This window comes from Micromonospora sp. NPDC000316, assembly GCF_042898885.1.
GTDB lineage: Bacteria > Actinomycetota > Actinomycetes > Mycobacteriales > Micromonosporaceae > Micromonospora.
In genome coordinates this window covers 121,095-143,658 of the sequence record NZ_JBIAZG010000004.1, presented here as the reverse complement: position 1 = coordinate 143,658, position 22,564 = coordinate 121,095, and the positions used below count along the sequence as shown (strand labels likewise).

23 protein-coding genes and 1 pseudogene are annotated in these 22,564 nt (G+C 71.2%); 15 read left to right on the top strand and 9 right to left on the bottom strand.

Translation table 11 applies throughout. The features are described 5' to 3' along the window. The first annotated feature begins 26 nt into the window (after nt 1-26). The gene (locus ACFY2Q_RS11485; RefSeq protein WP_387129348.1) at nt 27-542 is read left to right on the top strand and encodes a YbjN domain-containing protein; all 516 of its coding nucleotides are present in this window, start codon (nt 27-29) and stop codon (nt 540-542) included. Nucleotides 543-945: 403 nt separating this feature from the next. Continuing rightward, nucleotides 946-1,818 carry a hypothetical protein gene (locus ACFY2Q_RS11480; RefSeq protein WP_387129768.1) on the top strand — a complete coding sequence of 291 codons (873 nt, stop codon included), beginning with the start codon at nt 946-948 and terminating at the stop codon, nt 1,816-1,818. Between the two features lie 382 nt (nt 1,819-2,200). Here the strand turns inward: ACFY2Q_RS11480 and ACFY2Q_RS11475 are convergent, their stop codons facing one another. Next, the gene (locus tag ACFY2Q_RS11475) at nt 2,201-3,481 is read right to left on the bottom strand and encodes an MFS transporter (RefSeq protein ID WP_387129347.1); all 1,281 of its coding nucleotides are present in this window, start codon (nt 3,479-3,481) and stop codon (nt 2,201-2,203) included. Nucleotides 3,482-3,596: 115 nt separating this feature from the next. Further along, nucleotides 3,597-4,880 carry an MDR family MFS transporter gene (locus ACFY2Q_RS11470; RefSeq protein ID WP_387129345.1) on the bottom strand — a complete coding sequence of 428 codons (1,284 nt, stop codon included), beginning with the start codon at nt 4,878-4,880 and terminating at the stop codon, nt 3,597-3,599. Nucleotides 4,881-5,033: 153 nt separating this feature from the next. Between ACFY2Q_RS11470 and ACFY2Q_RS11465 the strand changes: the two genes are divergently transcribed. Next, nucleotides 5,034-5,801: a phosphoglyceromutase gene (locus tag ACFY2Q_RS11465; protein ID WP_387129343.1), complete on the top strand. Its 768-nt coding sequence runs from the start codon at nt 5,034-5,036 to the stop codon at nt 5,799-5,801. Nucleotides 5,802-5,861: 60 nt separating this feature from the next. On the opposite strand, the gene phoU is transcribed toward ACFY2Q_RS11465, so the two are convergent. Further along, the gene (phoU, locus tag ACFY2Q_RS11460) at nt 5,862-6,515 is read right to left on the bottom strand and encodes a phosphate signaling complex protein PhoU (protein ID WP_387129342.1); all 654 of its coding nucleotides are present in this window, start codon (nt 6,513-6,515) and stop codon (nt 5,862-5,864) included. Between the two features lie 204 nt (nt 6,516-6,719). On the opposite strand from phoU, the gene ACFY2Q_RS11455 reads away from it, so the two are divergent. After that, nucleotides 6,720-8,003 carry a sensor histidine kinase gene (locus tag ACFY2Q_RS11455; RefSeq protein WP_387129340.1) on the top strand — a complete coding sequence of 428 codons (1,284 nt, stop codon included), beginning with the start codon at nt 6,720-6,722 and terminating at the stop codon, nt 8,001-8,003. 23 nt (nt 8,004-8,026) lie between these two features. Next, nucleotides 8,027-8,710, top strand: a complete 684-nt coding sequence (locus ACFY2Q_RS11450) for a response regulator (protein WP_387129339.1) — start codon at nt 8,027-8,029, stop codon at nt 8,708-8,710. Between the two features lie 365 nt (nt 8,711-9,075). Here ACFY2Q_RS11450 and ACFY2Q_RS11445 read toward each other — a convergent pair whose 3' ends face one another. After that, nucleotides 9,076-9,873 carry a hypothetical protein gene (locus ACFY2Q_RS11445; protein WP_387129767.1) on the bottom strand — a complete coding sequence of 266 codons (798 nt, stop codon included), beginning with the start codon at nt 9,871-9,873 and terminating at the stop codon, nt 9,076-9,078. An 80-nt stretch (nt 9,874-9,953) separates the two neighbouring features. On the opposite strand from ACFY2Q_RS11445, the gene ACFY2Q_RS11440 reads away from it, so the two are divergent. Both ACFY2Q_RS11440 and ACFY2Q_RS11435 read left to right on the top strand, forming a co-directional pair. Beyond that, nucleotides 9,954-10,898 (top strand): Ppx/GppA phosphatase family protein, encoded by a 945-nt coding sequence (locus tag ACFY2Q_RS11440; RefSeq protein WP_387129337.1) that lies wholly within the window; start codon nt 9,954-9,956, stop codon nt 10,896-10,898. Nucleotides 10,899-10,974: 76 nt separating this feature from the next. After that, entirely contained in the window at nt 10,975-11,781 is an 807-nt protein-coding gene (locus ACFY2Q_RS11435) for a sugar phosphate isomerase/epimerase family protein (RefSeq protein ID WP_387129335.1), read from the top strand. A gap of 27 nt (nt 11,782-11,808) precedes the next feature. Here ACFY2Q_RS11435 and ACFY2Q_RS11430 read toward each other — a convergent pair whose 3' ends face one another. From ACFY2Q_RS11430 to ACFY2Q_RS11420, 3 genes are read right to left on the bottom strand one after another with little or no spacing between them, the layout of a single operon-like run. Further along, nucleotides 11,809-12,396 (bottom strand): CGNR zinc finger domain-containing protein, encoded by a 588-nt coding sequence (locus ACFY2Q_RS11430; protein ID WP_387129334.1) that lies wholly within the window; start codon nt 12,394-12,396, stop codon nt 11,809-11,811. Nucleotides 12,397-12,415: 19 nt separating this feature from the next. Next, nucleotides 12,416-13,582 (bottom strand): glutathionylspermidine synthase family protein, encoded by a 1,167-nt coding sequence (locus tag ACFY2Q_RS11425; RefSeq protein WP_387129333.1) that lies wholly within the window; start codon nt 13,580-13,582, stop codon nt 12,416-12,418. A 1-nt stretch (nt 13,583) separates the two neighbouring features. Further along, complete coding sequence (locus ACFY2Q_RS11420; protein ID WP_387129331.1) at nt 13,584-13,853, bottom strand: hypothetical protein; 270 nt, start codon at nt 13,851-13,853, stop codon at nt 13,584-13,586. A gap of 153 nt (nt 13,854-14,006) precedes the next feature. Between ACFY2Q_RS11420 and ACFY2Q_RS11415 the strand changes: the two genes are divergently transcribed. The 8 genes and pseudogenes from ACFY2Q_RS11415 to ACFY2Q_RS11380 all read left to right on the top strand — a co-directional run bounded on the left by ACFY2Q_RS11415 (nt 14,007) and on the right by ACFY2Q_RS11380 (nt 20,563). After that, the gene (locus ACFY2Q_RS11415; RefSeq protein WP_387129329.1) at nt 14,007-14,927 is read left to right on the top strand and encodes a proline dehydrogenase family protein; all 921 of its coding nucleotides are present in this window, start codon (nt 14,007-14,009) and stop codon (nt 14,925-14,927) included. Between the two features lie 95 nt (nt 14,928-15,022). Continuing rightward, nucleotides 15,023-15,829 carry an alpha/beta fold hydrolase gene (locus tag ACFY2Q_RS11410; RefSeq protein ID WP_387129328.1) on the top strand — a complete coding sequence of 269 codons (807 nt, stop codon included), beginning with the start codon at nt 15,023-15,025 and terminating at the stop codon, nt 15,827-15,829. A gap of 95 nt (nt 15,830-15,924) precedes the next feature. Beyond that, entirely contained in the window at nt 15,925-17,214 is a 1,290-nt protein-coding gene (locus tag ACFY2Q_RS11405) for a hypothetical protein (RefSeq protein WP_387129327.1), read from the top strand. A 28-nt stretch (nt 17,215-17,242) separates the two neighbouring features. Then, nucleotides 17,243-17,413 (top strand): annotated as a pseudogene (locus ACFY2Q_RS11400) (ABC transporter ATP-binding protein); the annotation flags it as partial. A 345-nt stretch (nt 17,414-17,758) separates the two neighbouring features. After that, a complete protein-coding gene (locus ACFY2Q_RS11395) occupies nt 17,759-17,968 on the top strand; it encodes a helix-turn-helix domain-containing protein (protein ID WP_007465625.1) in 210 nt (69 codons plus the stop codon). Nucleotides 17,969-18,183: 215 nt separating this feature from the next. Further along, a complete protein-coding gene (locus ACFY2Q_RS11390; protein WP_007465623.1) occupies nt 18,184-18,285 on the top strand; it encodes a 30S ribosomal protein bS22 in 102 nt (33 codons plus the stop codon). Nucleotides 18,286-18,407: 122 nt separating this feature from the next. Further along, nucleotides 18,408-19,484, top strand: a complete 1,077-nt coding sequence (locus tag ACFY2Q_RS11385; RefSeq protein ID WP_387129325.1) for an NAD-dependent epimerase/dehydratase family protein — start codon at nt 18,408-18,410, stop codon at nt 19,482-19,484. A 170-nt stretch (nt 19,485-19,654) separates the two neighbouring features. Beyond that, a complete protein-coding gene (locus ACFY2Q_RS11380) occupies nt 19,655-20,563 on the top strand; it encodes a lysophospholipid acyltransferase family protein (protein ID WP_387129766.1) in 909 nt (302 codons plus the stop codon). Nucleotides 20,564-20,572: 9 nt separating this feature from the next. Here ACFY2Q_RS11380 and ACFY2Q_RS11375 read toward each other — a convergent pair whose 3' ends face one another. Both ACFY2Q_RS11375 and ACFY2Q_RS11370 read right to left on the bottom strand, forming a co-directional pair. Further along, the gene (locus ACFY2Q_RS11375; RefSeq protein WP_387129324.1) at nt 20,573-21,448 is read right to left on the bottom strand and encodes an HAD family hydrolase; all 876 of its coding nucleotides are present in this window, start codon (nt 21,446-21,448) and stop codon (nt 20,573-20,575) included. A 132-nt stretch (nt 21,449-21,580) separates the two neighbouring features. Beyond that, nucleotides 21,581-22,468 (bottom strand): DUF5667 domain-containing protein, encoded by an 888-nt coding sequence (locus ACFY2Q_RS11370; protein ID WP_387129323.1) that lies wholly within the window; start codon nt 22,466-22,468, stop codon nt 21,581-21,583. Nucleotides 22,469-22,564: the final 96 nt, after the last annotated feature.

Sequence of the window (22,564 nt, the reverse complement as noted above, 5' to 3'; positions counted from 1 at the left end):
ACCGGACCGGTCGTAGAGTGGAGCCGGTGAGCCCGAAGAGTGATCTCGCGTCCCTTATCGAGTCGGTGTGTGCCGAGCGTGAGCTGGCCTGGGAATCGACAGGCCCAGCCTCGTACGCGGTGACCCTTCCGGGCACCCACAAGCTCAAGACGATATGCAATCTGATCGTCGGGGAGCACGCTCTGCGGATCGAGGCGTTCGTGATGCGCCAGCCCGACGAGCGGCGCGAGGAGCTGTGGGCCTGGCTGTTGCAACGCAACGCCCGGATGTACGGCGTCTCCTTCTCCACCGATGCCGTCGGCGACGTGTACCTGACCGGGCGGGTCAACCCGGCCGGTGTGGACGCCGACGAGTTGGACCGGCTGTTCGGTGCCGTGCTCACGTACGCCGACGAGTCCTTCGACACGATGCTGGAGATCGGCTTCGGCAGCTCGATCCGTCGGGAGTACGAGTGGCGGGTCAAGCGCGGTGAGTCGACGGCCAACCTGGCCGCCTTCGCCCACCTTTTCGAACCGTCCGGCACCGGTCCCGACCCGGCCTGACGGCTGCCTCCCGCCGGTCTGAGGGCTGTCTCCCGCCGGTCTGACGCCTGTCTCCCGCCCGGTCTGACGGCGCGGAATCCAGCCGGTTGGTCGCCTGTGGTTCGGACTGCTCCTGACGGGTATGCCGCACCGCGCGGTGCGGCACAGGGACCCCCGCGCGCCGAGGACGGAGTGTCGAGGAGCGGAGCGTCCCATGGCTCAGCGGAACAGCTCAGGTCGCGGCGGGACTGCGACCACCACGAAGCGACAGGCCGGCAATCAGACGCCGGGTACTCCCGGGGTCTCCGAGTCGGAGATCTCCCGGATGCGGGTGGACGACATCCGCGGTCAATTGCGCAAACGCGGGATCTCCGGGATCTCCGCACTGCGCAAGCCCGACCTGGTGAAACAGTTGGTGCGCTCGCTGCGGTCCGAGGGCGGCGCGGGCCGGCGCAGCACCGGCCCGGCTGGTCGGGCCACCGGCAGCAGGGCGTCGGCAGGTCGTGCCGCCGCGACGAAGAAGTCGGCGTCGAGGGCGGCACCGAGCCGTGCGAAGGCCGCGCCGGCCAACAAGAGCGCTCCCGCGAAGCGGGCCGCCGCGAAGAAGACGACCGCCGCGCGAAAGTCGACGACGGCGGTGCGCAAGACGGCCCCTGCCCGGAAGGCGACGGCAGCAGCGCGCAAGACGGCCCCTGCCCGGAAGGCGACGACCGGGGCGAAGGCGACCGCCGCGCGTAAGACAACCGCCGCGAAGAAGACGACTGCCGCGCGTACGACGGCGACGGCCCGTACCGCGTCAGCGCGTAAGGCGCCGGCGAAGAAGGCGCCCGCGAAGAAGGCCCCGGCGCGGCCGGTGGCCAAGCGGGCGGCGCCCGCGAAGCGCGCCGCCGCGAGCCGCCCGGCCGGCGGTGGTCCGGCGGCCGGCGGGATCCGGACCGGGCGGGGCACCGGACGATCGGTCCGCAGCTCGCAGGTGATCGCGTCGATCGCGGACCGGCCGGAGCGACCCGGGCGGAGTTTGATCACGGCGAATCACGAGGTGATCCAGCGCTGGGCCCGGGAGCGTGGCGCGAAGCCGGCCACCATCGCCGGCACCGAGCGGGACGGTCGGGCGGGTGTTTTGACCTTCAACATCCCCGGATATCGGGAAAGCAGCCGAATTCGTGAGATCACCTGGGATCAGTGGTTCCACACCTTCGATCTGCGGCGGCTGAACCTGATCTATCAGGAGCAGATGCGCGACGGCCGGCAGAGCAACTTCTTCCGGACCGAGTCACCCGATCGGGAGGATGGCTGAGGTGTTTACGGGAATGCCGGAGGGGTACGCGGCTGTTGCCAACGACCGAGGCCCTGACTGGGGATACTCGCCAGTTGTGATCGGCGAGACAACCCAACTGGGTTGATCCCAGAATCCGGGCGAACTAACTTTATTGCACCGCGCCACGCTTGGAAACGTTCGGGGGAGCGGCGGATCGATCAGATCCGCGCACCAAGCGAGGCGCGAGGGAACGGGTGGACCTACCGTTGGGGGACGGTGCCCACCTGTTTGGACCGGCGGCTGAGCGGGCGACGCTTACGGGGGTGAGTGTTGCCCGCCGCCGCCGGCCCCACCGGCGGGCGCCCACCATGACCTTCGGGACATGGTGGGCGCTTTGCGCGTGTCGAACCCCCCTTGGGGGTTACGCGGTCGGCACCCGGTCCATGGCCGGCTCCCGGTCGGCGGTCCGGCGCAGCGCTTCGACGCGCCGCTCCCGGGGTGGCCCGGCCAGGAGGTGCCCGAGCGCGGCAAGCAGGCCCAGACCGCCCACGATCAGCCAGTGGCGGTCGCCGAGGTGTTGCAGGCTCACCCCGCCCAGCGTGGGTGCGACGAACGCCGCCGCCGGGAACGTCAGGTAGAAGACCGACTGGTACCGGGCGCGGAGTTGTGGCGGTGCCAGATCCGCGTTGATCTGCGCGTTGGGTGGGGCGGCGAGCATCGAGCCGACCGTCCAGACCACCGCGGCGCCCAGATAGACGCCCAGTCCGTCGGCCACGGCTAGCACGCCGAAGCCGACCGCGAGCAGAGCCGTGGAGACCGCTAGGACGACGTGCTTTCGGTGCCTGTCGATCAGCCGGGGCACGAACAGTTGCCCCAGCACGATCATCGCGCCTCCGAGCGCCACGACCACCCCGTACGCCGAGGGGCCCAGACCGTCCGCGCGCATCGCCAGCGGCATGATCGTCGACGTCTGCATGGTGAGGACGGCCAGCACGAAGGTGAGCCCGACGAAGACCAGGAAGGTCCGGTCGGTGAGCGCGGTGTGCAGGCCTGGCCGGCGGGGCCGGATCGCCATCGGTGTCGACGGGGTGGGCGTACGCCCGTCGGCCGTGCGCCGGAGCGTCTCCGGAACCTTCAGGCCGATGACGGCGGCGGCGGTCAGTGTGGCGCCCGCGTCGACAAGGAACAGCGCGGTGAAGCTCGCCTGGGCCAGGACACCGGCGAGCAGGGCGGCGACCGCCATGCCCAGGTTGAACGCCCAGAACTGGAGGTTGAACGCGCGGGAGCGGCGCTCTGCGGGCACCACGTCGACGATCGCCGCGACAAAGGCCGGGCTGGGCATCGAGTGCACCACGCCGACAAGTGCGGAGAGCACCGCGATCAGCAGCAGGGGGCGGCTGAACGCGAGCGCCACCATCAGGGCGGCGGTGGCCAGGTGGGCGGCGAGCAGGGTGGCGCGGCGGCCCCAGCGGTCGGCCAGCACCCCGCCGAGCAGCACACCGGCCGCGCCGCCGGCTCCGTACGCCCCGACCACCGTGCCGGCCAGCGACTCGCTGGCTCCCCGTGCGTCGGTGAGATAGAGCGGGAGGAAGAGCATGGCGAACGCGCCGGCCCGGTTGATGAGCAGGCCGGCCCAGAGGTACCAGAAGGTGGCGGGGAGCCCGCTCGCGGTGTCGTGCCACAAGTGCCGCAGGGCTCGCACCCGACCTCCCGACAGTTTAGTTTCCTAACCGTTTCCCCTGGACGGTAGGAAGTCGGGCCGGGTCGCGCTAGTGGGAATCCTGATCATGGGCGGTTCGTCACAGCGCCAGTCGGGCTCAGGCTGCCGACTCGACAGGCTGTGGCGCTGGTGGTCGGGCGCCGACAGGTGCCAGCGTCGCGCCGGAGCGGCGCAACGCGTCGGCCCGTCGTTCCCGGGCCGGACCGGACACCAGGTGGGCCACAGCGGTCAGCACGCCGAGCGCGGCACAGCCGAACCAGAGCGCGGCGTTGCCGGCGTGCTCACGCACCAGGCCACCGAGGATCGGTGCGCCGGCCCCGGCGATCTGCCAGGACAGGGAGAACACGCCCTGGTATCGGCCGCGTAGCTCGGCCGGAGACAACTCAGCGATCAGTGTGGAGTTGGACGGCGAGTTCAGCATCTCGCCCACCGTCCAGATCAGCACGGTCAGCCCGTAGAACCAGGCGGTGCCGGCGAACGCGGTAAGCCCGAACCCGACACCCATCACCACTGCGGCAAGCGCGAGCACGTGCGAGCGGCTGCGGCCCCGGATCAGCCGGGGTACGAAGAGTTGGCCGACCACGATCAGGACGCCGTTGAGCGCGATCACCGAGCCATAGGTGGCCGGGCTCAGACCGGACTCACCCATGGCGATCGGCAGCATCGAGATGTGCTGGAGGAAGACAAGCGCGGCGAACAGGTTCAGGGCCACGAAACCGAGGAAGACCCGGTCGGTGAGGATCGTGCGCAGGGCGCCGCGCGGTGCCGTGGCCGCCGCGACCGTCGCTCCGCCGTGGCGGGTCTCCGGCACCCGGACGAAGATGATCAGCGCGGTGATCAGCATGGTCCCCGCGTCGACGACGAACAGCAGCAGGTAGTCGGCCTGCGCGGCGAGGCCGGCCAGGATGGCGGCGCAGGCGAAGCCCAGGTTGATCGCCCAGTAGTTGAGGGAGAACGCGCGCAGCCGGTCCTTCGCCGGCACCACGTCGATCATCATGGCCCCGAACGCGGGCCGGGCCGCCTCGGCGAACATGCCGAGCAGCAGCGCACCCAGCGCCACCGCCCAGAGGTCCCGGGCCAGCCCGAGGGCGACCATCATGACTGCCGCGCCGACATGTGCGGTGAGCAGCGTCGGCCGGCGACCCCACCGGTCGGCGAGGGTGCCACCGGCGGTGGTGCCGACCGCGCCGCCGACGCCCCACAACCCGAGCACCAGGCCGGCCTGGGAGGCGGAGAACCCGCGCTCCTGGGTCAGGTAGATGGCGAGGAAGACGAGGACGAACGAGCCGAGCCGGTTGATCAGGGTGCCGGCCCACAGGTACCAGAAGGTGGTGGGGAGTCCGCCGGTGGTATCCCGGAACCAGCTCCGCATCGTCCGCACGTCGTGCCCCCGCTTGCAAGTAATGACCGAAGTGACTGTTGTGCCTTACGACCCTAATGGCGGCCCGATCGGCGGGTCACCTGCTTTTTCACGTGGCGGTCGTCACGACGGGTGCCCGCGTGTCCCGTGCCGGGTTGAGGCAGGATGATCCGCATGACTGCGAGCGAGGGGCCTACCATCGGGACGCTGGTCCTGCTGCGGCACGGCGAGAGTGACTGGAACGCCAAGAACCTCTTCACCGGCTGGGTCGACGTCGACCTGACCGAGAAGGGCGAGCGCGAGGCGAGGCGTGGCGGCGAGCTGCTCCGCGAGCACAGCCTGCTGCCGGACGTCGTGCACACGAGCGTGATGCGCCGGGCGATCCGCACCGCCGAGCTGGCGCTTAACGCCGCCGACCGGCAGTGGATCGCGGTGCGCCGGTCGTGGCGGCTCAACGAGCGGCACTACGGCGCCCTACAGGGCAAGAACAAGAAGCAGACCCTTGAGGAGTACGGCGAGGAGCAGTTCATGCTCTGGCGCCGGTCGTACGACACCCCGCCGCCGCCGATCGCCGACGACGACGAGTGGTCGCAGGTTGGCGACCCGAGGTACGCGCTGCTGCCGACCGAGCTGATGCCGCGCACCGAGTGCCTCAAGGACGTCGTCGAGCGGATGCTGCCCTACTGGTACGACTCGATCGTGCCGGACATCCTGGCCGGCCGGACGGTGCTTGTGGCCGCGCACGGCAACTCGCTGCGCGCCCTGGTCAAGCACCTCGACCAGATCTCCGACGAGGCGATCGCCAAGCTCAACATCCCGACCGGCATCCCGCTGCGTTACGACCTCGACCCGCAGCTGCGTCCGCTCAGCCTGGGCGGCACCTACCTCGACCCCACGGCAGCGAAGGAAGCCGCCGCGGCGGTCGCCAACCAGGGCCGCTGAGAAGTGAGGAAGGGCCCCTTGTTATGCGAAAAGCGATAACAAGGGGCCCTTCCTTGTATGTCAGGTGGTGGTGGGGGTGCTTTGGCCGGTGATCAGGTAGATCACGTGCTCGCCCGCGTTTACCGCGTGGTCGGCGAAGCGCTCGTAGAAGCGACCCAGCAGGGTGGCGTCGATCGCCGTCTCCACGCCGTACGGCCAGTCGTCGCCGAGCAGCACCGAGAACAGGGTCTTGTGCAGCTCGTCCATGGCGTCGTCGTCGCGGTCCAGTTCGCCGGCGAGGTCGACGTCGGGCTTGGCCAGCACCGAACCGATCTTCACCGCCATCCGGTCCGCGATGTCGGCCATCTCGGTGAAGATCGTCCGCAGCTCGGCAGGTACGGCGGGCGAGGGGTGCCGGCGCAGTGCCGTCTTCGCCACGTGGTCGGCGAGGTCGCCCATCCGTTCCAGGTCGGCCGCCACGTGCAGTGCGGTGATCATGGCACGTAGGTCGGAGGCGACCGGCGCCTGCCGGGCGAGCAGGTCACACACCCGCTCCTCGACGTGCCGGTAGAGGTCGTCGATCTCGGCGTCCCGCTCGATGACCGTCTCGGCGGCCTGCCGGTCGGCGGTGAGCAGGGCCCGGGTGGCCTGGCGCATGGCGGCACGGACACCCTCCGCCATGTCCACGAGCAGTTGGCTGACGATCTGGAGGTCGGCCCGGAACTCGTCGCGCATCATCACGTCCTGTGGTCGGTCGCCGCCGACGGGTGCCGGCGCAGAAGGCTGAGCAGGTGCGACGCCAACGGTAGGGGGCCTGGGCGGATCCCGGATGAACCACGGTGAACGACGCCAGACGTGGGGGTGAACAGTTTCGGAAGTGAGGGTGGTTCGTCCCGTTCTGTGTGGTAGCCAGGTTAACAATGACCCTACGATCGCCGGGTGGAGTGGGCAGTGGCGGTCGTGGTGGCGGTGGTGTTGGTGGCCGGACTGGCCGCCGGCCTCCTGCTGCCCCGGATCCGGCGGGCGCGTGACGCGCGGTCCACGTCGGCGGGGAGCGTGAGCTCCCGCTCAAGCATGGGGAGGCCCGCGATAACCGACGAGCAGCAGGCCGGGCTCGGGCGACGGACGATCGATTCGCTCCGCGCCGGTGTCGTGGTCCTGGACGACGACGACGTGCCCGTGCTGATCAACCCGGCCGCCCGTGCCATGGGTCTGCTGCGTGCCGGCAGCACCCCGGGTTCGATCGCCGCTCACCCGCTGATCCGTACCCTCGCCGGCCAGGTGCGGCGCACGGGCGTGCGGCGCGAGATCGAGCTGGACCTGCCCCGAGGCCGCGACAGCGCGGGGGAGAACCCGCTCGGTGTGCACCTGCGGGCCATGGGCATCGGCAACGGCTTCATCGCCGTGGAAGCTGTCGACGTGACCGAATCACACCGGCTGACCCGGGTACGCCGTGACTTCGTGGCCAACGTGAGCCACGAGTTGAAGACCCCCATCGGGGCGCTCCAACTGCTCGCCGAGGCGCTGCTGGACGCCACCGAACCGGCCGACGCCGCAGCGCCCGACCTCTCCGAGGACCTGGTCGCCGCCCGCCGGTTCGCCGAACGGATCCAGCACGAGTCGACCCGGCTGGGCCGGCTGGTGCAGGAGTTGTTGGAGCTGACCCGACTGCAGGGCGCCGAGCCGCAGCCGCCTCCGGAGCCGGTCGCGCTCGACTGGGTGATCGCCGAGGTGGTCGACCGGACCCGCACCACTGCCGCCGCCCGCGGCGTCGAGGTAACTGTGGACGGCGAGCGCGGTCTCACCGCCTACGGCAGCGACTCCCAGCTCGCCACGGCAGTGGCGAACCTGGTGGAGAACGCCATCAACTACTCGGGCGAGGACACCGTTGTGCGGGTGACCCTCCGCAGCGGCGACGAGCACGTCGAGATCGCGGTCGCCGACCAGGGCATCGGCATCGCCCCCACCGACGTGGACCGGGTCTTCGAGCGGTTCTACCGGGCCGACCAGGCCCGCTCGCGTGCCACCGGCGGCACCGGGCTCGGTCTGGCGATCGTGAAACACATCGCGAGCAACCATGGCGGTCGGGTGGAGGTGTCGAGCACTCTTGGGGGTGGATCGACGTTCACCCTCCGGCTGCCCGCAAGTCCACCTGACGACCTGCTGGCGACACTGCCGCCGGCTGGGATCGAGGCCGGTCCGGCCGAGCTACGGCAGGTCTGACAGCAATGAAAGGAAACCCCCCGTTGAGCCGCGTTCTGGTGGTCGAGGACGAGGAGTCGTTCTCCGACGCCCTGTCGTACATGCTCCGCAAGGAGGGCTTTGAGGTTTCGGTCGCCGCGACCGGCACCGACGCCCTCACCGAGTTCGACCGGACCGGCGCGGACATCGTGCTGCTCGACCTGATGTTGCCCGAGATGTCCGGGACCGAGGTGTGCCGGCAGCTCCGGCAGCGCTCGGCGGTGCCGATCATCATGGTCACTGCGAGGGACAGCGAGATCGACAAGGTGGTCGGCCTGGAGATCGGTGCCGACGACTACGTCACCAAGCCCTACTCGCCCCGGGAGCTGGTCGCCCGGATCCGCGCGGTGCTGCGACGGCAGAGCCCGGAGGTGGCCGACTCGGGAGCCCCGACGCTTGCCGCCGGCCCGGTGCGGATGGACATCGAGCGGCACGTGGTCACCGTTGAGGGCGGCACCGTGCAGCTGCCGCTCAAGGAGTTCGAGCTGCTGGAGCTGCTGCTGCGCAACGCGGGTCGGGTGCTGACCCGGGGCCAGCTCATCGACCGGGTCTGGGGTGCCGACTACGTCGGTGACACCAAGACGCTCGACGTGCACGTCAAGCGGCTGCGCTCCAAGATCGAGCCGGAGCCGTCCGCGCCGCGCTTCATCGTCACCGTCCGAGGGCTGGGCTACAAGTTCGAGCCGTGACCCGAACGGGGTCTTGCCTGTTCGCGTGCGACCGGCGGGGGACGGGAGCGCGCATGCGGGTGCCTTTGGAGCTGATGTCGCAAATGAATCAGCCGTTGATGTCGTCAGCGATTCAGCTCCAAAGGCTCACGACCCATATCTCCAGCTGCTCGCCAGCCGCCCTCGCGCGGTGCCGGCGCAGCCCCTGCGCGTCGGGTAACTAACCTCCGACATCACATCACTCCGCCAGGCGGGCGAGCAGGGTGGCGTGGCGTTCGATGATCTCGTCGGCGAGGTCACCGAACTCCTTGGCGTTCCGCCGTGCCAGGTAGTCGTCGATGGCGGTGACGACGACAGCGTGCCGCTACCAAGATCAATGGCGTCGCTCAGGACTGGTCGGCGGGGTGCGGGGCGATCATGCCCTGCTTCACCCGGGCCGCGCACAGCTCGGCCAGCCGCTCGTACGCCGCCGCGCCGATGAGCGCTGTCAACTCGGGCCCGTAAGACAGGTACATCGGCTCGGTGCCGACGTGCGCGTCCGTCGAGGAGGTGCACCACCAGTCCAGGTCGTGCCCACCGGCACCCCAGCCTCGCCTGTCGAACTCGGACAGCGTGGAGACCAGCACCTTGGTGTTGTCCGGTCGCTTGACCCAGTCCTGGTCCCGCCGGATCGGCAGTTGCCAGCAGACGTCCGGCTTGTATTCCAACGGGTGCACCCCGTCGCGCAGCGCCTGACCGTGCAGGGCGCAGCCACCGCCGCCGGGAAAGTCGGCGTCGTTGAGGAAGACGCACGGGCCGTCCGTGCCCTGGGTGGCGGTGCGACGCGCCGGGTTCTTGCCGTCGATCGTGTCCTCGTCGGTCCAGTTCTTGAACCCGCGCCGGAAATGCTGCCAGGTCGACGGGGTGAGCCGCTTGACGGCGCTGCGGACGCGCTTCTCGTCGTCTGAGTCGGTGAAGAACGCCCCGTGCGAGCAGCAGCCGTCGGCGGACCGGCCGGCGATGATGCCGTGGCAGCCCCGGCCGAAGATGCAGGTCCAGCGGGAGAGCAGCCAGGTCAGATCGGCGCGGATCAGGTGGTTGTCGTCCGCCGGATCGGCGAACTCGATCCACTCCCGGGGAAAGTCCAGTGGCACCTCGCGGCTGCGCGGGTCGCCCGGATCGTCCACAAGCACGCGGAGCTCCATCGTCACTCGGCCCAGCGTACGCCCGGTGTCCCTGATGGGCCGCCGAGGCGCGCAAACACGTTGCACCTAGTGTCTTCACCATGCGACTGGGTGTCCTCGACGTCGGATCCAACACCGTGCACCTGCTGGTGGTCGACGCGCACCACGGCGCGCACCCCTGGCCGGCGCACTCGGAGAAGGTCGTGCTCCGCCTCGCCGAGCAGATCGGCCCGGACGGCGCGCTCACCGAGGCGGGCGCGGACGGCCTGGTCAAGGCGGTCGGCATGGCCAGGGCGGCGGCCACCGGATTGGAGGCCGACGACCTGATCGCGTTCGCCACATCCGCGGTCCGCGACGCCACAAACGCCGCCGACGTCCTGGCCCGGGTCCGCGACGAGACAGGCGTACGCCTGGAGGTGCTTCCCGGCGCTGACGAGGCACGGATGACCTTCCTGGCGGTGCGGCGCTGGTTCGGCTGGTCGGCCGGGCGCCTGCTGGTGCTCGACATCGGCGGCGGCTCGCTGGAGATCGCCGCCGGGATCGACGAGGACCCGGACGTCGCGGTCTCGCTGCCGCTCGGAGCCGGCCGGTTGACCCGGGAGCGGCTGCGGGTCGACCCGGGCAGCGCGGCGCCGCCGTCCGCCGAGGCCGTCGACAAGCTGCGGGAGTACGTGGACGGCCGGCTGGACAAGATGGTCGACCAGATGACCCAGGTGGGCTGGGAGCGGACGGCGGCCACCTCGAAGACGTTCCGCACCCTGGCCCGACTCGCCGGTGCGGCGCCCTCGTCGGCCGGGCTCTGGGCGCGGCGCAGCCTGACCCGCGCCGGGCTGCGGCAGGTCATCGGCTTCATCCGGCACATTCCGCCGGCCCAGTTGGCGGAGTTGGAGGGCGTCAGCGCGGGTCGGGCTCATCAGTTGTTGGCCGGCGCGGTGGTCGCCGAGGCGGTGATGCGCAAGCTGGACCTGGACTCGCTGGACATCTGCCCGTGGGCCCTGCGCGAGGGGGTCATCCTCCGCCGGCTCGATCAACTCACACCGATGTGAGGGCAGCGTCCGCTTACGGGCGTTTTGCCGGTGCTCGTCCCGATGGTCCCGTGACAGCCGGGCTACCCTGGCTGATGTGACTTCCGGCGTTCCCGTGCTTCTGTCCAGCTCGTCGGTCTTTCCCGAGCCGACCGCAGCGGCGTTCCAACTGGCCGCGGCGCTCGGCTACGACGGCGTCGAGGTGATGGTCTGGACCGACGTGGTGAGCCAGGACGCCGGTGCGCTGCGCGGCCTCTCCGAGCACTACGGCGTGCCGGTGCTGTCGGTGCACGCGCCCTGCCTGCTGGTCACCCAGCGGGTGTGGAGCCCGGACCCGTGGGAGCGACTGCGCCGAGCGGCCGAGTTGGCCGAGACGTTGGAGGCGCCGACAGTCGTGGTGCACCCGCCCTTCACCTGGCAACGCGACTACGCGCGCGGTTTCGTCGACGGGCTGGCCACTGTCGCGGACCAGTTCAGCGGGCTGTACCTCGCGGTGGAGAACATGTACCCGGTGCGGATGGCTGGCCGTCAGTTCGTTCCGTACGTGCCGGGCTGGGATCCCACCGAGGCCGGCTACGCCTCGTACACCCTGGATCTGTCGCACTGCGCGGCCTCGCACAGCGACCCGCTCGCGATGGCCGACCGGATGGGCGCCGGGCTGGCGCACGTGCACCTCGGCGACGGCACCGGCGAGGGCCGCGACGAGCACCTGGTGCCCGGGCGTGGCACCCAGCCCTGCGGGGAGCTGCTCTCGTCCCTGGCCGGGCGCGGCTTCACCGGCTCGGTGGCGGTGGAGGTGGCGACGCGGGGCGCGAAGAGCCGCGCGGTGCGCGAGGCCGATCTGCGCGCCGCGCTGGAGTTCGCCCGCCAGCACCTGAGCACGCCGTCCCCGGTCGACGCCTGAGCGCCGGCGCAGGCCGGGTGCCGGTGGCTAGCTGATCGGCGTCAGCGAGTCGGCCGGCGCGGTCGGCTGCGGCGCGACCGTCACCTGCTCGCCGATCGCGGCCCGCTTCCGAGCCCGGTGCGCCGCCACGTGCGAGCGGGTGGCGCAGCGCTCGGAGCAGAACCGCCGGCAGCAGTTGGACGACGTGTCCAGATAGACGTTGCCGCACCGCTCGTCGGCGCAGACGCCGAACCGGGCGCTGCCGTATTCGCAGAGCCACACCGACAGCCCCCAGACCGCGCCGGCCAGGTATTCCGCGCTTACCGAAGCGCCCCGGCTGGTCACGTGCATGTGCCAGTCGCTGGAGTCGTGGCCGGAGATGCGGGGCTGCACCGGGAACGCCTCAAGCAGCGCGTTCAGCTCCGTGACGGCCTGGGCATCGCGCCCCGAGGTGCCGTACTCGAAGACGTCGCGGAGCCGCTTCTGCGCCCGCCGGAAGATGGTGACGTCGCGCTCCGCGACCTCGTCGCGCATCCAGGCGTTTTCGTCGGGGAAGAGGGCTCGCAGGTCGTCGAGGTCGTCCAGGCGGGCGTTGACCAGGTCAACACCGGTCCGGGCGTACGCGTCGAAGTTCACGCCCCCAACGGTAGACGACTCACGCAGTACGCGGCGCGTCGATGTAGTGGGGCAGGAACCGCGCGTAACCGTCGGTGATCAGGCTTGCGCTTTCCCGCACCCCGACACCGGCCGACTCGCCGTCGACGATCCAGCTGCCAAGCACCATCCGATTGCCGGCGAACTGCGGTAACGCTCGGAACTCCTGATAGCACCAGCCCTCGTCGCCGTAGATCCCCGGGTTGGTGATCTCCTCATCGGCCGTCACGATGCGTACCGAGCCGCCCTCGCGGCCGAGCAGCGGTTTCGCCACGTACTCAGGCATGCCGCGCGGCGAGTCGAGGTATGCCGGGAGCAGGTATTCGTGGCCCGGGTACAGCTCCCAGAGGACCGCGAGCAGGGCCTTGTTGGACAGCAGCAGCTTCCAGGCCGGCTCGATCCAGGTGGTAGGTGTGCCCGGTGCGAGTGCCAGCGGCCCGTACGGCTCGGCGAGCATCCACTCCCACGGGTAGAGCTTGAAACAGGTGGTCACCGGGCGGTTCGCGGCGTCGACGAAGCGCCGACCGTCCCAGCCGATCTTCTGAATGGGCTGCAACTCGACGCTCAGGCCGGCCTGCCGGGCGGTCTCGGCGAGGTAGCCGGCGGTCATGTGGTCCTCGCCGGACTCCTCCTCGTTCGACCAGAGCACGTGCACCCGGGGGTCGTGCAGCCCGGCGCCGATCTTCGCCCAGGCACCGACCAGCCGTTCGTGCAGGCTGTTCCACTGGTCAAGCTCCGGGCGGGTCTGCTCCAGCCAGTACCACTGGATGATGCTCGCCTCGACAAGCGCGGTGGGGGTGTCCGCGTTGTACTCCAGCATCTTCGGGGGCCAGGTGCCGTCGTACGCCAGGTCGAAGCGACCGTAGAGGGTGGGTGGCGCCTCGCGCAGTGACCGGGCCACCGCCTCGGCCGCCCACTGCGGGATGCCGAACTCGGCGTACCGGCGCTGCGTCACCACGTGCTCGGCGGCGGCCACCGACATCCGGTGCAACTCCTCGGTGGCCTCCTCCAGGCGCAGCACCTCGTCCAGGTCGAAGGCGTACGCGGCGGTCTCGTCCCAGTACGACATGATCTCGCCGTCGGGGAGTTCGGTGTCGACGTAGACCAGCCCCTGCTCCCGGATGGTGGCGTCCCAGTCGGGCCGAGGGGTGACGGAGACCCGGCGCACGTCAGCCCCCGCAGGCGGCGAGGTGGGTGCCGAAGCCGCCGCGTTCGGGCACGGCTGCTGTCGTCGGCTCCGGTACCGACCGACCGGCGGCAGCCTGGGGGATCCGCATCGCCAGCGCAACCGTGTCGCCGCCGCCGACCGGCCCGAGGGCGCAGTCGTCATCGTCGTCGTCCGAGGTCATGTTGCAGCCGGAGAGGGCGAGCGCCAGGGCGGTGAGGGCGCCGAGCTGCACGGAGGCCGACCGGAGTCGGCGGCGGGGGTGTTGGTCCACGGCATCGTTGTAGCTGATCGGTGCCAGTGGTGTCGCCCCACCCCCGGGTGCGAAACAAGCCCAACCTGGCAGAAAAGGTCCTTCCCGGCTCTCGGCGGGAGCGCTCCTGCCGCCGCCCGGCGAGGCCGCTGGCAGGGGCGATACGCTCGGCTCATGCTCCGTTCCGTCATCCTCGCCGCCTCCCGGTCGTCCCAGGTCGAGCGGCTGGTCGCGACCGCCCCGTACACCCGGGACGTCGTTCGCCGGTTCGTCGCTGGCGCCGCCACCGACGACGCGTTGCGCGCGACCCGCGGGCTCATCGACGACGGCCTGGCTGTCACCCTCGACCACCTCGGCGAGGACACCGTCACTCCAGAGCAGGCCATCGCCACCCGGGACGAATACCTCAAGCTGCTGGGGATGCTCACCGGGGCGGGGCTCACCCCGGCAGCCGAGGTGAGCGTGAAGCTCTCCGCCCTCGGCCAGATGTTCGACGAGCAGTTGGCGTACGACAACGCGCGGGCGATCTGCGCGGCGGCCGACGCGGCGGGCACCACTGTCACCCTGGACATGGAGGACCACACCACCACCGACTCGACGTTGGAGGTGCTGGCCAAGCTGCGCAAGGACTTCCCGTCGACAGGCGCGGTGCTCCAGGCGTACCTGCGTCGCACCGAGTCGGACTGCCGGGAGTTGTCCTCGGCGGGGTCGCGGGTGCGGCTGTGCAAGGGCGCGTACAAGGAGCCGGAGTCGGTGGCGTACCAGTCGGCTCGCGAGGTCGACAAGTCCTACGTCCGCTGCATGAACATCCTGATGTCCGGCGACGGCTACCCGATGCTCGCGACCCACGACCCCCGGATGATCGCGATCGGCGAGGACCGAGCCCGCTGGTTCGACAGGGGGGCGGGGCGCTTCGAGTTCCAGATGCTCTACGGCATCCGCCCGGAGGAGCAGGCCCGGTTGGCAGGCGAGGGCTACACCGTGCGCACGTACGTCCCGTACGGCGACCAGTGGTACGGCTACCTGATGCGCCGGCTCGCCGAGCGCCCGTCCAACCTGGTCTTCTTCGGCCGTGCCCTGATCTCCAAGAAGTAACCCGGACGCCCGGGCGGGCCGACGGTGACCCCTGCGGGTCCTGTCGGCCCGAACGTGTCTCTGGGCCACAGTCGCTGGGTGATGGGGTTAGCTGGATGGCTGTGACGACTAGCCGGGTGCGGCGCGACGGCGGACACATCGCCTACGAGGTGCGGGGGGAAGGGCCGCTCGTCGTCCTCGCGCACGGCATGGGCGAGACCAGGGCGAGTTTCCGGCACCTCGTGCCCCTGCTGGTGGCCGCCGGGCACCGGGTGGCCTCGGTCGACGTCCGGGGGCACGGAGAGTCAAGCGTCGGCTGGCCCACGTACGCCCCGGTGGAGGTGGGCGCCGACCTGCTGGCAGTGGTCCGTGACCTCGACGCCGGGCCGGCCGTGCTTGTCGGCAGCTCGTCAAGCGCGGCGGCTGTGGTCTTCGCCGCGACGGCCGCGCCCGACCTGGTCGCCGGCATCGTGCAGATCGGCGCCTTCGTCAACAGGTCGCGACCAAGGCCGCTGGCCCGTGTGGCGCGGGCCGCCGTGCTGCGCAGCCCTCGCCTGTTCGGGATGTTCCACAGGACGCTCTTCCCGGTGCACCGTCCCGCCGACGACACGGCGTACCGCCGGTCGGTGGTGACCAACCTGCGCGAGCCCGGCCGGATGGCCGCGGCGCGCGGTGTGGTCGCGCCGGCCGAGCCGCACTGGACCGCCCTGGCCCCGGCGGTCCGGCAGCCGGTGCTTGTGCTGATGGGCGCCAAGGACCCGGACTTCCGTGACCCGGGCGCTGAGGCGCGAGCCGCCCGCCGATTCTTCCGCATCGCCGAGGCTCGGATGATCGAGGAGTCCGGTCACTACCCGCACGCCGACCGGCCGCAGCGCACCGCCGAGGAGCTGTTGGGCTTCCTGGCGGTGTGCACCGGCGGCTAGGAGCGGGGCTGCGGGGCGGGGGTCTGTGGTCCACGGGTTGGGTCGGGGTTGGTAGCGGTTCGTTCGATCCGCCGAATGGTCGTAACCTTCGCCGGGTGACTGACGGGGTGCATCAGCCATCGTCGCGGCGGCTCTGGCCGCTGTGGACTGTGCTCGTGGTGGTCGTCCTGCTGCTGGGCTGTGGGCTGCCCGCGCTGCTGATCGTCGGGGTGGTGCGGGAATCCGGCGACCAGGCCACCGTCAGCCGGGCCGGCGCCTCGGCGACCGACGACCCGGCGACCGTCGTCGCCCGTGGGCTGTCCGACCGGATCACCGCGCAGCTTCAGCGGCAGTCCACGGCGTTGCTCGGCGGGGACCAGAGTGCCTACCTCGCCATCGCCGACCCGGCCACGCACACCGACCTGCGCCGCCGCTTCGCCGCTCTGCGCGCACTCAAGGTCACCGTCTGGCGGGCCGAGCCGAGCGGCCTGCCCGCACCGATCGTCGGCCGTCCGGGGGAGTGGCGGCTGCTGGTGCGCTTCCAGTACTGCTTCGTGGCCCCGGACTGCCGGCCGAGCCCTGTGTTGATCGGCACCCGCTGGCGGGAGAACGGCGACCAGCCCCGCCTGGCAGCCATGGAGGAGTCCAAGTCGGCCGAGACCGGCACCCGACCGTGGGAGATCAGCGAGCTGGCCGTGGCGATCGGCGCGCGGACCATCGTGGCCACCACACCGGCGCTGCGCGGCAAGCTGCCCGGCCTGCTGGCCCAGGCCGAGGCGGCGGCCAGGGTCGCCGACGGGTACGTCGTGGCGGGCTCGCCGCCGGACCGCTACCGCATCTTCTACGCCGGCCGCACCGAGTGGCAGCGCTGGTATGGCGGCGGCCGACCACAGTGGACTGGCGGGTACGCGGTGACCGTCGGTGGTGGTCACCACGAGGTGGTGCTCAGTGCCGAAGGTCTGCCCAGCAGCGGCACCGACGACCTGCTCCGGCACGAGTTGACCCACGCGGCGTCGCTGCCCGAGCGCGGCTATCCGGGCAAGACGACCTGGTGGCTTGTCGAAGGCCTGGCCGAGATCGCCGGGGCCGGAGGCCAACCGGTCGAGCGGTACGAGGGGCTCGCCGAGGTGCGCAAGCTGGTCCGGGGCAGTTGGGACGGCCGGTTGGAGGGGATCACCCCCGCTGACGACGCCGAGGCCGAACGGGTCGGTGGCAGCTACGGCATCGGCTATCTTGCCGTCCGGCATCTCGTCGACAGGTTCGGGCCGGACCAGGTGCTCGCCTTCTTCAAGGCGGTGGTGCACGAGCGCAAGGCCCTCGACGTCGCTGCCGAGGAGGTGTTCGGCGAGCGGTGGTCGACGTTGCACGACGAGTGCGTGGCGTACGTGCGGGCCGCCGCCGCCTGACGCTCGTGTGCGGCCGTGACCGTGCGGAAGCGTGGTCGCCGGCGACCACGCCGCACTTCATGATCGACCGCTGTCCGTTGATCACGGTCGACCTGCGACACTGGTCCCCGCTCCCAGCGCGGAGCCCCGGTCCGTGTCCGGAAGCGGCCCGGGGCACCCGTCCGGTGGCTCTGGTGGCGCCGCCGGAGCCACCGGGCGCCTTCCGCGCCCGCTGCACGACACGGCGGCGACGCGCACGCCGCGCGACACAGCGGCGACGCGCACGCCGGCCAACGGACTGATCCACTCGGTGAAACAGTCGTTCGCCGCACCGGGAAACCCCGACATCAGGGATTTAGTGTCGATCATCAGGACGACGGACGCGGCCGGGGCGATAGTGGGAGCGCCGACCGGGTGAACAAGCGATCCAAGCATGATCAGTTGCAAGAAGGGATCGCGCCGGTCACAGCGGCCCCGCTACCGTACTGGTAACACGCGCGTCGCCGCCCGGCCCGGAGCATCCGTCGGGTTGGCACGCGCCGGGCATGGGATGGGTCGGTGAGCCATGGCCGGGTCACAGTCCGACGGACGGCTGTCGGAGGTCAAGTTCCTGACCGTCGCAGAGGTGGCGACGGTCATGCGGGTGTCGAAGATGACTGTCTATCGCCTGGTGCACAGCGGTGAGCTCACCGCCGTCCGGGTCGGTCGGTCCTTCCGGGTGCCCGAGCACGCCGTGCACGAATATCTCCGGGGTGCGTTTCAGGAAACCGCCTGAGCCACCGCTCGGCCGGTGACGGCGCACGGAAAGCCGTGTCGACGGGGGCGCGTTGGTCCTGCTGACGCTCTCCCGCTACCCTGGAGCCCGACCGAGACCCCACCGGCGCGCCCCGCCGCCCAGACTGGTCCGGTCCGTTGTCCGCATGCGGTCGCCGTCGCCACACGCGTGGTGTCATCCGGTCCGCCCCGCACGTTGTATCGAAAGGCTGTCGTATGGGCTCGGTGGTCAAGAAGCGCCGTAAGCGCATGGCTAAGAAGAAGCACCGCAAGCTGCTGCGCAAGACCCGCGTCCAGCGTCGCCGTCTCGGCAAGTGATCGCCGCCGGGCTCACGGCCCGGCGTTCGGCGTCTCTTGCCTAACTGTCGACATCCGGAGGCTCAGGTGATCAGGCCGTGGTCGTCCCGGCTCGATCCCTCCTGCCGGCGTAGGTGCGTCAGATGACCCCCGGTAGCACCCCAGGTGCTCCGGGGGTCGTCGTCGTCACCGGGGTCAGCCGATACCTGGGTGCCCACGTGGCGGCGCGACTGGCGGCCGACCCGCGTATCGAGCGGGTCATCGGCGTGGACGTGCCGGAGCCCGGCGCCGAGTTCGCCGACCTGCTGGACCGGGTCGAGCGGGTTCGTGTCGACCCCGGCTCACTCGGCGGGCTCCTCGCCGACCTGGACGTCGACGCGGTGGTGCACCTCGCGCTTGTCAGCTCCCCGGACCCGCAGCACGGCGGCCGATCGGCCATGAAGGACCAGAACGTCATAGGCACCATGCAGCTGCTCGCCGCCTGCCAGCGCGCGCCCCGGCTGCGCAAGCTCGTGGTCCGGTCGTCGACCGCCGCGTACGGGGTGTCGTTCCGGGATCCGGCCGTCTTCACCGAGGAGACCGAGCCGCGCGAGGTGCCGCGTGGCGGTTTCGGCCGCGACATCCTCGACGTCGAGGGGTACGTCCGGGGCTTCCGGCGCCGCCGCTCCGACGTGACGGCCACGGTGCTGCGCTTCGCCCCGTTCATCGGCTCGACAGCCGACACGACGTTGACCCGCTACTTCTCGCAGCCGCTGGTCCCCACCGTCTTCGGCCGCGACCCCCGGTTGCAGTTCCTGCACTTCGACGACGCGTTGGAGGTGCTGCACCGGTCGATCGTGGAAGACCATCCGGGCACCTACAACGTCGCCGGCCCGGGTGTGCTGTCGCTGTCCCAGGCGATCCGGCGGGCCGGTCGGGTGGCCGTGCCGGTGCTGGAGCCGGGCCTCTCCAGCGCCGCCGCGCTGGCCCGCAACATGGGCTTCGGCCGCTACGGCCTGGACCAGGTCGATCTCTTCGTGCACGGCCGGGTCGTCGACACCACCCGGCTTGAGCAGGAGTACGGCTTCACGCCCCGATCCACCGCCGCCGCGTTCGACGACTTCATCCGCGCCCACCACGGCGGGGTGGTGCTCAGTCGGAGCCAGTTGGCCGCCGCCGAGCAGCTCGTCCTGGAGGGCATTCGGCAGGTCCGTGCCGCGGTGCGGGAGCGGTCGTCGTGACCGGGCCAGCGAAGGGGCGCGAGCCTGCGGGCGAAGGGCGTTTCGACGTACCGCAGGGGTCCGTGTCGGACGTGGAGCCGGCGCGGCGCAACGGGCACCGACCTGCGGCCCAACTCGCGCCGACCTCGACGCCGGCCGACGAGGTCGACACCGCGGCCACCGACGAACCAGTGGTCGCGAGCGGCACGACCGCCGGTGGCGCACCGGGCGCCGGCCCGGCAGTGCCGGACCGGCCGGGCGACCCGTGGGACCGCCGGGTCGCGGGCGGCCTGGCGTTCCTGCGCCGACGGCTGTCCGGGGAGTACGAGGTCGACGAGTTCGGCTTCGACCCCGAGCTGACCGACGCGGTCTTCCACCCGCTGCTGCGGCTACTCTACCGGGACTGGTTCCGCACCGAGGTCAGCGGCGTGGAGCACGTGCCCGTCGACGGGCCGGCCCTGGTGGTCGGCAACCACTCGGGCACCGTGGCGCTTGACGCGCTGATCCTCTCGGCGGCGCTGCACGACAAGCACCCCGCGCACCGCTACCTGCGTCTGCTCGGCGCCGACCTGGTCTTCCGGATGCCCGTGGTCTCCGAGATCGCCCGCAAGACCGGCGGCACGGTGGCCTGCAACCCGGACGCCGAGCGGCTGCTCGGCAACGGCGACCTGGTCGGCGTGTTCCCCGAGGGGTTCAAGGGCATCGGCAAGCTCTATGCCGACCGCTACAAGCTGCAACGGTTCGGCAGGGGCGGGTTCGTCTCGGCGGCGCTGCGCACCGGCACCCCGATCGTGCCGGTCGCCATCGTCGGCGGCGAGGAGATCTATCCGATGCTCGCCGACATCAAGCCCCTCGCGCGGCTGCTGAAGCTGCCCTACTTCCCGGTCACGCCTACCTTCCCGTGGCTCGGGCCGCTGGGCATGGTGCCGCTGCCCAGCAAGTGGCTTATCGAGTTCTGCCCACCGATCCCCACCGCGCACCTGACCGACTCGGCGGACGACCCGCTTGTGGTCTTCAACCTCGCCGACCAGGTGCGGGAGACCATCCAGCAGACGCTGCACTCGCTGTTGGAGCGGCGACCGGACCCGTTCGGCCCCTGAGGCGCGGCGTCAGCTGTCGCGGCGCCGACGCTGGAGCGCCAGGCCGGCGGTCACCGCGCCGGCGACCAGGCCGGCTGCCGCCGTCGACGGCACAGCGATCTTGACGGCTCGGCGGCCGGTGCGGAAGTCCCGCACCTCCCAGCCGTGCTGCCGGGCCTGCCGCAGCAGTGTGGCGTCCGGGTTGACCGCCACCGCCCGGCCCACAGCGGAGAGCAGGGGCAGGTCGTTCGCGGAGTCGCTGTAGGCCGCGCAGCGCGTCAGGTCCAAGCCCTCAACGGCGGCGAGCTGGGTGACCGCCTCGGCCTTCGCCGGCCCGTGCATGAGGTCGCCCACCAACCGCCCGGTGTACGCGCCGTCCCGCACCTCGGCCACCGTGCCGATCGCACCGGTCAGGCCGAGTCGGGTGGCGATCACCCGGCCGATCTCCACAGGGGCGGCGCTGACCAGCCAGACGCGCTGACCGGCGTCCAGGTGGCGCTGGGCGAGCTGGTAGGTGCCGGTCCAGATCCGGGGGGCCATCAGCTCGTCGAAGATCTCCTCCGACAGCCGTTCGACGTCGTCGACCCGCCACCCCTCGACGAAGGCCAGCGCGGCGTCCTTGGCCTGGGACATGTCACCGGCGTGCTCCCGCGCGAGCACCCGGAACCGGAGTTGCTGCCAGGCGAAGCGCGCCAGGTCGGCGGTGGTGAAGTAGTCGCGGGCGGCGAGCCCACGAGCGAACCAGTAGATCGACGCGCCCTGCATCATCGTGTTGTCGACGTCGAAGAAGGCGGCGGCGGTCGGGTCCGGATCGGGTGGGGTCACCGGCGCCAGCTCGGTCTCTGCCCACCCCGCGGTGTGACCCTGGGCGTCGGTGCTGACAGTCACCTTGCGGCTGCGCGCCACGCGACTTCCCCTCCTGACCAGGTGCAACGGATGCCTCAAGCGAGGGTATCCGGCGGGCACGGATGATCGACCACGCACACAGGGAACTGTGGCGTGGTCGATCGGACGTGCGGTAGGGGAGGCTCCGGCGGGTCAGCGAGCGCCGGGGCAGGCGGTCGGCGCGGGCCCGAGTGTGTCGCTGCCGGTCGGCGCCGGCAGGCCGCAGGCGATCGCGGCGCGCAGCGTGTCGGAGCGCTCCCGAATGCTGTCCAGCAGCTCCAACGACCGCCGGGTCCGGACACGGTCGGCCCGGGTGGCACCGTCGAGCAGGTTGCTCACCGCGCGGCGCTGGCTGGCGACGAAGGCGTTCACGGTGTCCAGGCTGCTCGGCTCGGCGCGCTGCACGGCGGCGGTGGTGAGCAGGCGGATGCCCTGCCGGGTGTCGGCGTCCATGTCGTCGAGGACGGCGCTGTAGCCGATCGGGTCGCCACGCAGCTCGGCGGCCTCGCCGAGCCTGGTCCGGGCGAAGTCCAGGAAGAGCTGGCCCCGGCTGATGTCCGAGCTGGCCAGGGCCAGCTGGGCTCGCTCGGTCGACCGTTTCATGCCATAGAGCGCGTCGCCGGGCACGGCGTTCTCGCTCGCGGCGGAGATCCCGGAGACGGCGACGGCACCGGCGGCGATGCCGACCAGGATCGCGCCCCGGGCGCGGGCCCGCCGGGCGGTGACCGCCGGCAGCAGCGACCCGCGGGTCGTGGCGGCGGGGCGCTTGGTGGCCGGCTCGGCAGCCGCCGAGGTGGTGGCCATCGCCTCGCGCTCGGCGGTGGCGAGCAGCATCGCTCGCAGGCCGGTGCGGAAGTCGGGGTCCACCTCGGTCGTGGGCGGATCGACGCTGAGCCGCTGGCCCACCGCGACGAGCGGTGCCAGTTGGCCGTCCACCCGGGACCGTACGTGGTGCCGCCGGCCGCCGTTGGCCTCGTCGAGAAGCTGCGCGAAGCGCTCGGCGCGCCGGCGGGAGAAGAGGATGTTGTCCACCGCTGGCACCTCCTCTCGCTGGTCACGGCCGGTCGGCCGCCGTCGTTGCCAGCGACCGGGCGGCAGTGTGACACCACGGAGGTGAGGTGCCGCCCGGCGTGCCGG

What these genes read in the sequence shown, in the direction of transcription:
- ACFY2Q_RS11465 (WP_387129343.1), top strand. Translation starts at nt 5,034, where the DNA reads ATGACTGCGAGCGAGGGGCCTACCATCGGGACGCTGGTCCTGCTGCGG.
- phoU (WP_387129342.1), bottom strand. Translation starts at nt 6,515, where the DNA reads ATGCGCGACGAGTTCCGGGCCGACCTCCAGATCGTCAGCCAACTGCTC.
- ACFY2Q_RS11445 (WP_387129767.1), bottom strand. Translation starts at nt 9,873, where the DNA reads ATGGAGCTCCGCGTGCTTGTGGACGATCCGGGCGACCCGCGCAGCCGC.
- ACFY2Q_RS11440 (WP_387129337.1), top strand. Translation starts at nt 9,954, where the DNA reads ATGCGACTGGGTGTCCTCGACGTCGGATCCAACACCGTGCACCTGCTG.
- ACFY2Q_RS11415 (WP_387129329.1), top strand. Translation starts at nt 14,007, where the DNA reads ATGCTCCGTTCCGTCATCCTCGCCGCCTCCCGGTCGTCCCAGGTCGAG.
- ACFY2Q_RS11410 (WP_387129328.1), top strand. Translation starts at nt 15,023, where the DNA reads ATGGCTGTGACGACTAGCCGGGTGCGGCGCGACGGCGGACACATCGCC.
- ACFY2Q_RS11395 (WP_007465625.1), top strand. Translation starts at nt 17,759, where the DNA reads ATGGCCGGGTCACAGTCCGACGGACGGCTGTCGGAGGTCAAGTTCCTG.
- ACFY2Q_RS11390 (WP_007465623.1), top strand. Translation starts at nt 18,184, where the DNA reads ATGGGCTCGGTGGTCAAGAAGCGCCGTAAGCGCATGGCTAAGAAGAAG.
- ACFY2Q_RS11385 (WP_387129325.1), top strand. Translation starts at nt 18,408, where the DNA reads ATGACCCCCGGTAGCACCCCAGGTGCTCCGGGGGTCGTCGTCGTCACC.